Below are 9770 nucleotides of genomic sequence, written 5' to 3' on the forward strand. Positions count from 1 at the left end.
CGCAATCCACACCAGGCCAGAAGGCCCTCACCCATTTCAAGATCCCTCAGCGGAGACCTACATCACCCGTCCACAACCTCCCTGGACAGAACACCAGGCCTCCACTGGCACCGGGCCCGCCGCCGCGACCGTACGACGGGGGCCCGCAGCGCGCAGGCTCCGTTCAGACCGTCTCCCGGTCCCCGACGGCCTCCCGTGCCCCGGAGGGCGGTTCGTCACCGCCCGCCGGGACGAACACGAGCCGCGTGCCCGACGGCATCGGCGAGTCCCAGGCGGTCTCCACCTCGGCCATCGGCACGGCGACCGTCTCGGTGGTCGGCGCCAGGGCCGGCAGCCGGGCGAGCAGTTCGCGCAGGGCGGCGTCCCGGCGTGCGGCCGAGATCGAGCCGAGTCCGCTCCCGCAGACGCTGACGTCGGCCTTGCGGAACCACGCGGACGGCACGGTCATGTCGGGCCCGGCCGCGGAGCCGACCTGCACCCACCGCAACGTACGGGTGAGATCGGCACGGTGGCGCAGGATGCCGTCGAGCGCGAGCTCGGCCGGGCGGTCCCAGAGGTAGTCCAGGACGACGTCCACATCGGCGGCCGCCGCGCCGAACGCCGCCGCGATCTCCTCGTCGGAACCCGCGAGCCGCACCGTGCGGTGGGCGCCCAGCTCCGTCGCGACCCGCAGCGCCTCCGGGTCGCGCCCGGCCGCCACCACCGCGCCCGCGCCCTGGTCGAGGGCGAGCCGGATGGCGGCCCGCCCGGCGTTGCCGGTCGCTCCGAGTACGAGCACCGACTCGCCCTGGCGCAGCCTGCCCCGTTCGCGCAGCGCGATCCAGGCCGAGGACGCGGGGTTCATGACGGCGGCGACCGCGACCGGATCGAGCCCGGCCGGTACGGGCATCAGCGCGGCAGCCGGTACGGCCACCCGCTCGGCCATCGTCCCGCGCGGGGGCTCCAGCCCCGGGATGTAGACGAGTTCACCGTCCTGGGTCCGGCCCACCCCGTCGAACCCGGGGGTCAGCGGAAGCGCGTCGCCGCCCGTGTAGTGGCCGCCCGAGGCGAAGGAGCGCACCAGTGGGTACAGCGCGGCCGCCAGGACCTCGACGACCACCTCGCCGGCTGCGGGGACGGGTTCGGGCACGGACTCGTACCGGGGCGGCCGCCCCAGGGCGTGGACCAAGGCTGCGTACATGAACTGGCCCCCATATGGGTGAAAAGGCGGCATGGCGGACAGTCTGATTGTGACGGCTGCCCGCCGGGCACGCCGGCTGCGCCACGCGGCAGGACCTCCGCGGAGAGGGCTCCGGCCGGAGCCCGGGCCGGCCGGCTTCAGCGGACCGCCGTGGCGAGGCCGCGCGCGCCGCCCGAGTGGACGAAGTCCGTCAGGGAGACCGTGTAGTCGCCCTCGCGGGGGCGGTACGCGGTGCAGTACTTCGTGGGGTACCAGCCGGGGATCCGCCAGGCGGCCGGCTGGGGGATCGCCTCGCAGGTCCGGTGGGCGGGCACCGTGCGCTGCCGCTGGAGGAAGTCCCTGGTGAGCATGGGCTCCATGAAGATGAGGTCGCCCGCGTACGCCCCGTAGATGAAGGTCTGGCCGCTGAGCGTGCCGGTGGACGGGGGACGGCTGTCCAAGTGCGCGCCCATGGCGCCTTCCGCGGTCTGGGGGCTGCTCGCGGGGTAGCCCGCCGGCAGGTACGCGGCCGGGACCGGCTTGCCGGCCGCGGCCAGCTGGTCGCAGGCGATCAGCAGGGCGCAGCCGCCGGTCTTGATCGCCGACCGGACCCCCTGGGGGGCGAGGTAGAAGTGCACGTCGAAGTGGGCGACGTCGTAGCGGCCGTGCGGGTTGTGTCCGTGCGGGTTCCAGTTGAACAGGACCCACTGGAAGGGCACCCCTGCCGCGGCCGCGGGGGTGGCCGGGAGGCCGAGTTCCAGACTGTGGCCGCCGACGCATTCGTGCATGCCGTCGAGGTGCCCGTCGGCGTCCGCGTCGTAGCAGTGCTTGCCGTCGGTGGCGGCGGAGGTGGGCAGGCCGGTGACGGCCCGGGCGGTCAGGGCTATGCCGAGCGTCGTGGGTATCCCGCCCTGGTACTCGCTGTACGTACGGACCGTGCCGCCGCCGAGTCGGGCGGCGCGGCCGTACACGGAGCAGGCCGCGCTCCCGGTGTTCCCGGCGCAGGCCGGCATGCGCGCGGCGAAACCGGAGGGCGGAGTCGGGGTAGCGGGGCGCCCGGCGGCGGACAGGAGCGCCGCCAGCAGTGCGGCGGAGCCGAGCACGGCGAGGGCGGTGGAACGCATCCGGTTGACGTTCATACGGCGACGCTCCAGGAGGTGCGGGCGTTGAGTGCGGTGGCGTCGACGCCGGTGACCCGGCGGGTGCAGGACTTGATGCCGTCGAGGCTGTACTCGGGCAGGACGTGGCGTATGTCGTGGAAGCCGTCCGGGGCCAGGGCCTCCACCTGTCGGAGCACCGGGTCGGGTTCCAGCCGGCGGTGGGCCGCGAGGAGCTTCGTGGTCTGCGGCCTGCGGTCCGCCTCGTAGCGCGCCGGCGCCTCGTCCACTCCGTGGTGGGCCAGCTCGTACGCCAGCACGCGCGCGTCGACGATCGCCTGCGAGGCGCCGTTGGAGCCGGTCGGGTACAAGGGGTGCGCGGCGTCGCCGAGCAGGACGACCCGGCCGTCCGTCCAGGTGGACAGCGGGTCCCGGTCGATCATCGGGTACCGGCCGATGCGGGGTGCCCCGGTGATGATGCCGTGGAGATCGAGGAAGTCGCTTCGCCAGCCGTCGATGTGGCTGAGGACCTCCTCCGGGGGGACCGCGCGGTCCCAGTCCGCGCCGCCGCGCGCGTCCTCCTCGCCGAGACCGTCGCCGGTTCGGCTCTCGACGACCCAGTTGATCAGGCACCGCCCGCTCTCGTCGGGTCGGGTGACCGGGTAGGCGACGGCCTTCACCCGGGCGTTGCAGCCGAGGATGACCATCGTGCGCCCGTCGAGGAAGGGCGGGCCCTCGGTGACCCCGCGCCACATGCATATCCCGTTGCCGAGGGGCGGCCCTTCGTGCGGGTGCATGGTCGCGCGTACGGCCGAGTTGATTCCGTCCGCGCCGATGAGCAGGTCGCAGGTGTACGGACTCGGCCGGTCCGCCACGTACGCCCGGACGGGGGGCCCGCCCGCGCGGCCGTTCGTCCGGTCCTGCTCGTACCGTACGAGGCGGCCGCCGGTGACCAGCGCTTCGGGGCCGAGCCGGTCTCGGACGGCCGACAGCAGGATGTCCTGGAGGTCGGCCCGGTGCACCGAGTACTGCGGCCAGTTGTAGCCGGCGGCGCGGCCGCGCGGCTCCGACCAGATCAGACCGCCGTAGCGGTGGTGGTACTCCAACCGGGCGGTCGCCACGGCGGCCCGGTCGAGTGCCGGCGCCAATCCGAGTTCGGTCAGCTCCCGAACGGCGGCGGGCTGGAGATTGATTCCCGCGCCGATGGCGCGCAGGTTGGGGCACGCCTCCACGATGAGCAGATCGTCCAGCCCCGCCGCGTGAAGGCTCAGGGCCGTCGTCAATCCGCCAATTCCGGCACCGGCTATGAGGATGCGCGGAGAATTCTTTCGGCCGTACGGAGACATGCCCTCTACCTCCTGGGAAAGACGCCTTCCATTGAATGTGCGGTGTTGAAAGCGGGATGTGGAAAGTGGGGTGTTGAAATCCTGGTGCCGTAAGCGAGGTTCTGAAAGTGCAGGTCAGGCGCCGACGTTCACCCGATCAGGCTACGGCCAAGTGCCGCCTGATGGGTGACGTGGCTTTAATCGGGTGTCGGCAACAGAAAGGCTGCGACATGCCTGAAGTGACGTTCGAACCGTGCGACGTCCAGCGCCTCCAGCATGCTGTTGACTACGCCCTCCACGCCTCCAAGAAATCACTGGACGCTCTCCTGCCACCCTGGATGCCGGGCGATCTCAAACGGGAAATCAAGAGCGGATGCGTTGTGTCGCATTGCGCAACGCTACTGTTCCCGGAAACAGTGGAATCCGCTCTCGCGTACTTCGACGAAAACGGCTGGCCCGCGTCGACCACGATACCGAGCGTGCTGGTCAAGCGCCGTCTGGTGGAGCGCCACTGGCTTCCGGACGATGCGGACATACGGGTGACGCGGCTGCGCGTCACGCGCGGACTGGCTCCGGAGGTCGAGGTCTTCCTCTTCCCACGGTGCAGCCCCGGGTACACGGACGCCGTGGGTGCGCAGGAGCGCGTCCACGGTTTCGAGAACCACGTCGGACTGTTCATGGACCGGCCCGACGAGAGGGCCCTGACCCGACTGGCGGACCGGCTGGAGACCAGCGGCCGGATGGTCTACGAGGGCTCGGCGCACAACCCCCACGAGAACACCACGATGCTGTACTTCGCCCCCAGTGCCGCCGTGGCCATGTCGCGCCGCCGCTTCCCCCGGTGGGAGCTGCAGTGCGCGGGAGATCTGACGGCGTGCGCGGACCGGCGCCCGGTCCGGACGGATGCGGTGTGCAGCGCGTACGCGGCGCTCAAGGCGAACCACGTGGACGGCGGTCCGCCGCAGTCCGCCCGGCGGCCCGTCCCGGTGGCGGCGCGGGAGGGCTGACCGGGGCAGGCCACGGGCCCGGGACTCCCCGCCTTCCGTCCCGTTCGGGACGGGGCGGGGAGTCTTCGGGTGCGGGGTCGGGTTATCCGATCCGCCACTGCTGGGCCTTGCCCCCGGAGCAGGCGACGACCGTCAGCTGGTTGCCTGCGCCGTTGTCCGTCAGGCATCCGCCTTGGAAGGCGATGTCCTTGATGTAGTAGGCGCCCGCCGTGGGCGCCTTCTCCAAGTTCCACCACACGCCCCCGTCGAAGGGGCCCGCGAGCTCGACGCGGGTGGTGTCCCCGAACTGCGTCAGCGCCCGCGACATCGCGGGGCCGGACGGGCCGCAGGTCTTGAAGCTGTCGTAGCTGTTCTTCTCGTGGAACCAGCCGAACGCGGTGGTGCCCCCCATGATCACCTTGGTGTTCGCCTGCGGTGCGGAGCCGCTCAGGCCGATCTTGAGCCCGTCACCGACGTTGGTGATGGCGCTCCAGCCCGCTCCGCCGCAGCCCTGCGGCGGGTTGGTTCCGCCGTTTCCGGAGCCTCCGGGGGTGTGGCCTCCGCCGCCGGGCGCGGTCCCGCCTCCGGGGGTGGGGCCTCCGCCGCCGGGCGCGGTCCCGCCTCCGGCGGCGCCGCCGGACGGTCCCGAGCCGGGCTTGTTCCCCGGGTTGCCGGGACCGCCCGCGGCCGCCGGGGGGTTCGGTACGGGTGCCGCGCCGCCGATGCCGCCCGCTGCGGCGCCCGCGCCGCCTTGCGCGCCCGCGTTCCCGCCCGCGTTCCCGTCGGCGGGCGGCGCCGAGGCGTCGGGCGTACCGGCCGGCGCGCTCTGCGCGTGGGCCGCGCCGGGGCTCTGGCTCCCGCTGCCGGACGCGGGTGCGGACGCGGAGGTGGAGGGGTGCTGTCCCGCGCCGCTCGCGTCGGCCTGCCGGGCGCCGGCGTCGATGTAGAAGACGGTGACGGCCACCGAGACCGTGATCGTCACGCTGAACCCGATCGCGAGCGGTGCGGAGACGGACGCGGGGATGCGCAGCCGCTCCCGCCACGACCGCCGCAGCTCGGTGGCGGCACCGGCCGGCTCCCGGCCGGGCCCGGCGACGACCGGCCCGGCCGGGGCGTCGAGCTCGCCGAGCGGCCGGCCGGCCGCCGCGCGGCGCGCCGCGGCGGCCATCACCGAGGCGTCGGCGTACCTCTCCTCGGGCCTCTTGGCCAGCGCCCTGGCGACGAAGGCGCGGACCGGCGCGGGAAATTCGGCGGGGAGGTCCGGGACCGGCTCCCTGATGTGCTTGAGCGCGATCTCGACCACCGACTCACCGGTGAACGGCGGCTCTCCGGTGAGCAGTTCGTAGCAGACGACGCCCACGGAGTAGAGGTCGGACGCCGCGACGGCCCCGAGCCCCTCCGCCTGTTCGGGCGCCATGTAGAGGGCCGTGCCCAGGACGGCGTGCGAGTCGGTGATGCCGGTGCTGGCCGCGCTGGAGCGGGCGATGCCGAAATCGGTGACCGTCACCCGGCCGTCGTCGCCGAGCATGAGGTTCGACGGCTTGATGTCGCGGTGCGTGACCCCTTGGAGGTGCGCCGCGTGCAGCGCGTCCAGGGCCTGGCCGGCGATGTCGAGCGCCTGCTCGACGCCCAGGGGCCCGCCCTGGGCCCGCACTTCGGTCAGCGTGCGTCCCTCGACGAGGTCCATGACGATGTACGCGACCTGCTCACCGGAGTCGATGCGGCTCTCGCCGTAGTCGTGCACGTCGACGATGCCCGGGTGGCTGAGGGAGGCGAGCACCGTGGCCTCCCTGCGGAAGCGTGCGGCGAACGAAGCGTCGTCGAGCAGCGCGGGCAGCAGGACCTTCACCGCGACCTGCCGTCTGAGCACGTCGTCGTCGGCGCGCCAGACCTCCCCCATGCCGCCACCGCCGATCCGCTCGGCCAGTGTGTATCGGTCCCCAAGGACCGTCCCCCGCCCCCACATGTGTCCCCCTGGTGGTCCGGTGCGTGCTGGTGGTCAGCCGAATGCCCGTCCGGCAGAGGATACTTGGGCGCCCGCGAGCGCCCGGCCCCGGCTACGGACGCCGGCCGGGCAGAACTTCGCGGACACCCTTTAGTGCTGTGACTGGCAAGGTTTGCCGGGCTGCTCGTTGTGCTGGTCCGATGTGACGACTAGTCGATGCCTGAAGTCGCTCACTCATTTCGCCAACCGGAAGTGCACGATGGCGATGGTGTCGGTCGGCTCGATCCGGGGGTAGTGAAACCGCAGCCTGTCGTGAAGCTCGGCGAGATCACGGAAGCCGTCCGCCCGGGCGTCCGACTCGCTCAGCCGGGCCATCGTCTTGGCAGTGACCTGCGTGACGACACCCGGTAGTACCACCTCGTCGTCCAACTCGAACACCAGGCTCACCGGGCCCGTCTCCACCGGGTCACGGAAACGTACCGTGGTCGTCTTCTGTCCGGCGCGTACCGCATCGAGATAGTCAGGATGGAAGTACAGGGTCTGAGTCGCCGTTGGGTGCTGCCGTGAAGTGCTGTCGTCCATTCGGCGCACCCTAACGGAACGAGCGAACCCTCCCTGGCCCGTAGCGTTGGTCACGCGGCCGGTGGGTGGGTGGCCGCCGAGGGCGGTGTGGCAGCGGTGGTGGTAACTGGGCCCGCCAGCGGCGGACCCATGTGTGGGCGGCACACCTAGGACGTGCGCCAGTGCAGTCGGCCCGCGTGGATCAGCCGGAGCTGGCGGCGGGCGGTGCGCGTGACCGCCGCCCGTTCCGCGTCGTCCGGGCCCGCGGCCAGGTACGCGGACACCGTCATCACCATGTGGTCGACGTAGAGCCGCGCCAGCATGAGCAGGTCGTCCGCGCTCCAGCCCCTGCTCAGTGGATCGGCGCCGAGCCGTTCGGCCACCTCGCGGGCGAACGCGTCGAGCTGTCCCGCCACCGCCTCGCGCACCCTGCGTACGCCGCCGTGCCGTTCGCGCACGATGAAGCGGATGTGCGCGGGGTACTCCCGTACGAGTTCGGCCATCAAGTCCACCGTCGTGTCGATCCGCTGCGCCGCCTCGCCGGACGCGGCGAGGGTCGAGCGTACGGTGCCGTGCAGGCTCTGCAGCGCCTCGTCCACCAGGGCGATGCCCAGCTCCTCGGTGTCCCGGAAGTGCCGGTAGAACGCCGTGGGGGTCACGCCGGCGACCCGTGTCACCTCGCGCAGGCCGAGGCTGCCCAGGCTCTGCTCCTCCAGCAGCGACAGGGCCGCATCCAGCAGGGCCCTGCGGGTTTTGTGGCGTTGGGCCTGGCGTGCCCCGATGGTCTCACTCATGACGAAAAGTCAACCCCCGATTCCCGAAATCCGCTCGCTTGCATTTAGACTGAGCAGTCAGTGCACAACTGTCTCCCATTTTGGAGGAAGCACGATGCTCTTCCTGATAGCGGCCCTCATGCTGATGGGGATCGCCCTGGGAACCGTGGCCCACGTGCCCGTTCACGTGTCCCTCGCCGCGACTGCCGCCATCGCCTGCTGGCTGCTGGTCTTCGCGGTCCGCGAGCGGACGACCCGCCGGCGCCGGCCGGCCGGCCGACAGGAGGGATGATCATGAACGTACCCGACACGGCGCTCCGCTCCCCCGCCGCCCGCATCCCCGAACCCACCCCTGCCGCCGCACCCGCCGCCCGTCAGGCCGACGGGATGGCGGTGGCCTCCTTCGTGCTCGGCCTCATCGGCCTCCTGGCGATGAACCTGCTCCTCGGGCCGGCGTCGATCGTCCTCGCCGCCCTCGCACTGCACCGCGGTACGAGCCGACCCGGCCGCGCCCGGCTCGGTCTCGCCCTGGGCATCGCGGACCTCGCCGTCCTCGCCTGGCTGGTCAGCGCGGACCAGACCTGGTCGTGGAGCATCGGCTGAGCCACCCGCCCGCCGGCACCGCTACGGGAGCGGGGCCCCGCGGGCGGTGAGCCACAGGTCGTACCACTCCTCGTGCGTGAGGTCGGGCTCGCGCAGCGCGGCGTCGCGGCAGGCGCGGATGCGCTCGGGGCGGCCGCTGCCCACCACGGGGGCGATCCGCGCCGGATGCCGCTGGAGCCACCACAGCAGCACCGTCTCCGGCGTCGTGCCCTTGGCGTCGGCCAGCTCCCGTACGAGACGGGCCGTCGCCCGCTCGTCGGGGCTCTCCTGACGCCCGGTGAAACGGCCCTGCGCCAGCGCGCCCCAGGCCTGGAGACGGACCCCGTACTCCAGGCAGTACTCGACGGTCCCGGAGGGGAAGCCGCCCGCCGCTGCCGCGGGCGTGTTGACGAGGACGCCGTCCTCCAGCCAGTCCCTGCGGTCCAGGCTCATCTCCAACTGGTTGGCGACCAGCGGGAATGCGAGGTGCCGCTGGAGGCGGGCGATCTGCGCGGCGTTCATGTTCGAGACGCCGAAGCGGCGGACGAGTCCCTGCTCGCGCAGCGAGGTGAGCGCCGCCGCGACGTCCTCCGGGTCGGCCAGCGGATCGGGCCGGTGCAGGAGCAGGACGTCGACGGCGTCGGTGCGCAAGCGCCCGAGGCTCTCCTCGACCCGCCGCACGATGGTGGAGCCGCGCAGGTCGTAGATGCCGGGGCGGCCCCCGTCCGCCAGCCGGATCCCGCACTTCGTCTGCAGCACGATCCGCTCGCGCAGCCCGGGAGTGCGGGCCAGGACCTCGCCGAAGACGGCTTCCGCCTTGCCGCGGCGGTAGATGTCGGCGTGGTCGAAGGTGTCGATGCCGCTGTCCAGCGCCGCCTCGATCGCCGCCTCGGCCGCGTCGATGTCGGCCGGCCCGTACGCCTGCGTGTCCCAGCTGCCGCCGAGCGCCATGCATCCGTACAGCAGCCGGGTGCCGTCCTTCTCCGGTGGTGTGATCGCCATGCCGCTCACCCTACGAGGCCGCCGGTTTCACGGCGGGCCGGGGGCGGGGGGCCTCCACGGGCTTCCTCTGCGGCGGAGGCGTCCTCGGCGGGTAGGAGGGCGGCACCTTCGGCCCGCTCGTACGGGTCGCAATCGTCGTCATACGACCACGCTACGGGCTGGGGAGCCTTCCGGGCCGGCGAGTTCCCGAGGGGGTGCCGCGTCGGGGCCCCCCCCCCCCCCCCCCCCCCCCCGCGCCGCCCCCCCCCCCCCCCCCCCCCCCCCCCCGGGGCCCGACCGCCACCACGGCCCCCCCCCCCCCCGCCCCGCCCCCCCCCCCCGCGCCCCCCCCCAGGGCCCC

At 72.8% G+C, this 9770-nt stretch carries 10 protein-coding genes; 3 read left to right on the forward strand and 7 right to left on the reverse strand.

Annotation, left to right across the window (positions count from 1 at the left end):
- Positions 1-163: 163 nt before the first annotated feature.
- The 3 genes from ACIBAD_RS00005 to ACIBAD_RS00015 all read right to left on the reverse strand — a co-directional run bounded on the left by ACIBAD_RS00005 (position 164) and on the right by ACIBAD_RS00015 (position 3602).
- Positions 164-1180, reverse strand: a complete 1017-nt coding sequence (locus ACIBAD_RS00005; protein WP_398903228.1) for a zinc-binding alcohol dehydrogenase family protein — start codon at positions 1178-1180, stop codon at positions 164-166.
- Between the two features lie 137 nt (positions 1181-1317).
- Positions 1318-2298: a hypothetical protein gene (locus tag ACIBAD_RS00010; RefSeq protein ID WP_398903230.1), complete on the reverse strand. Its 981-nt coding sequence runs from the start codon at positions 2296-2298 to the stop codon at positions 1318-1320.
- Positions 2295-3602: a flavin-dependent oxidoreductase gene (locus tag ACIBAD_RS00015; protein WP_398903232.1), complete on the reverse strand. Its 1308-nt coding sequence runs from the start codon at positions 3600-3602 to the stop codon at positions 2295-2297. The genes ACIBAD_RS00010 and ACIBAD_RS00015 overlap by 4 nt, the downstream gene beginning before the upstream one ends.
- 395 nt (positions 3603-3997) lie before the next feature.
- Between ACIBAD_RS00015 and ACIBAD_RS00020 the strand changes: the two genes are divergently transcribed.
- Positions 3998-4588, forward strand: coding sequence for a hypothetical protein (locus ACIBAD_RS00020; RefSeq protein ID WP_398903234.1), 591 nt, complete (start codon positions 3998-4000; stop codon positions 4586-4588).
- An 82-nt stretch (positions 4589-4670) separates the two neighbouring features.
- Here the strand turns inward: ACIBAD_RS00020 and ACIBAD_RS00025 are convergent, their stop codons facing one another.
- The 3 genes from ACIBAD_RS00025 to ACIBAD_RS00035 form a co-directional block, all read right to left on the reverse strand.
- Positions 4671-6533, reverse strand: a complete 1863-nt coding sequence (locus tag ACIBAD_RS00025; RefSeq protein ID WP_398903236.1) for a protein kinase — start codon at positions 6531-6533, stop codon at positions 4671-4673.
- Between the two features lie 213 nt (positions 6534-6746).
- On the reverse strand, positions 6747-7094 hold the full coding sequence (locus ACIBAD_RS00030) for an ASCH domain-containing protein (protein ID WP_398903239.1): 348 nt from the start codon (positions 7092-7094) through the stop codon (positions 6747-6749).
- A gap of 146 nt (positions 7095-7240) precedes the next feature.
- Positions 7241-7867 (reverse strand): TetR family transcriptional regulator, encoded by a 627-nt coding sequence (locus ACIBAD_RS00035; RefSeq protein WP_134067910.1) that lies wholly within the window; start codon positions 7865-7867, stop codon positions 7241-7243.
- Between the two features lie 94 nt (positions 7868-7961).
- On the opposite strand from ACIBAD_RS00035, the gene ACIBAD_RS00040 reads away from it, so the two are divergent.
- Together ACIBAD_RS00040 and ACIBAD_RS00045 are read left to right on the forward strand one after the other, a co-directional pair.
- Complete coding sequence (locus tag ACIBAD_RS00040; protein ID WP_166681927.1) at positions 7962-8138, forward strand: hypothetical protein; 177 nt, start codon at positions 7962-7964, stop codon at positions 8136-8138.
- Between the two features lie 2 nt (positions 8139-8140).
- On the forward strand, positions 8141-8449 hold the full coding sequence (locus ACIBAD_RS00045; RefSeq protein ID WP_398903242.1) for a DUF4190 domain-containing protein: 309 nt from the start codon (positions 8141-8143) through the stop codon (positions 8447-8449).
- Between the two features lie 21 nt (positions 8450-8470).
- On the opposite strand, the gene ACIBAD_RS00050 is transcribed toward ACIBAD_RS00045, so the two are convergent.
- Positions 8471-9430: an aldo/keto reductase family oxidoreductase gene (locus ACIBAD_RS00050; protein WP_398903243.1), complete on the reverse strand. Its 960-nt coding sequence runs from the start codon at positions 9428-9430 to the stop codon at positions 8471-8473.
- Between the last annotated feature and the right edge of the window lie 340 nt (positions 9431-9770).

The organism is Streptomyces sp. NPDC051109, from assembly GCF_044455885.1.
GTDB lineage: Bacteria > Actinomycetota > Actinomycetes > Streptomycetales > Streptomycetaceae > Streptomyces.

What these genes read in the sequence shown, in the direction of transcription:
- ACIBAD_RS00030 (WP_398903239.1), bottom strand. Translation starts at nt 7,094, where the DNA reads ATGGACGACAGCACTTCACGGCAGCACCCAACGGCGACTCAGACCCTG.
- ACIBAD_RS00010 (WP_398903230.1), bottom strand. Translation starts at nt 2,298, where the DNA reads ATGAACGTCAACCGGATGCGTTCCACCGCCCTCGCCGTGCTCGGCTCC.
- ACIBAD_RS00005 (WP_398903228.1), bottom strand. Translation starts at nt 1,180, where the DNA reads ATGTACGCAGCCTTGGTCCACGCCCTGGGGCGGCCGCCCCGGTACGAG.
- ACIBAD_RS00045 (WP_398903242.1), top strand. Translation starts at nt 8,141, where the DNA reads ATGAACGTACCCGACACGGCGCTCCGCTCCCCCGCCGCCCGCATCCCC.
- ACIBAD_RS00050 (WP_398903243.1), bottom strand. Translation starts at nt 9,430, where the DNA reads ATGGCGATCACACCACCGGAGAAGGACGGCACCCGGCTGCTGTACGGA.
- ACIBAD_RS00040 (WP_166681927.1), top strand. Translation starts at nt 7,962, where the DNA reads ATGCTCTTCCTGATAGCGGCCCTCATGCTGATGGGGATCGCCCTGGGA.
- ACIBAD_RS00025 (WP_398903236.1), bottom strand. Translation starts at nt 6,533, where the DNA reads ATGTGGGGGCGGGGGACGGTCCTTGGGGACCGATACACACTGGCCGAG.
- ACIBAD_RS00015 (WP_398903232.1), bottom strand. Translation starts at nt 3,602, where the DNA reads ATGTCTCCGTACGGCCGAAAGAATTCTCCGCGCATCCTCATAGCCGGT.
- ACIBAD_RS00035 (WP_134067910.1), bottom strand. Translation starts at nt 7,867, where the DNA reads ATGAGTGAGACCATCGGGGCACGCCAGGCCCAACGCCACAAAACCCGC.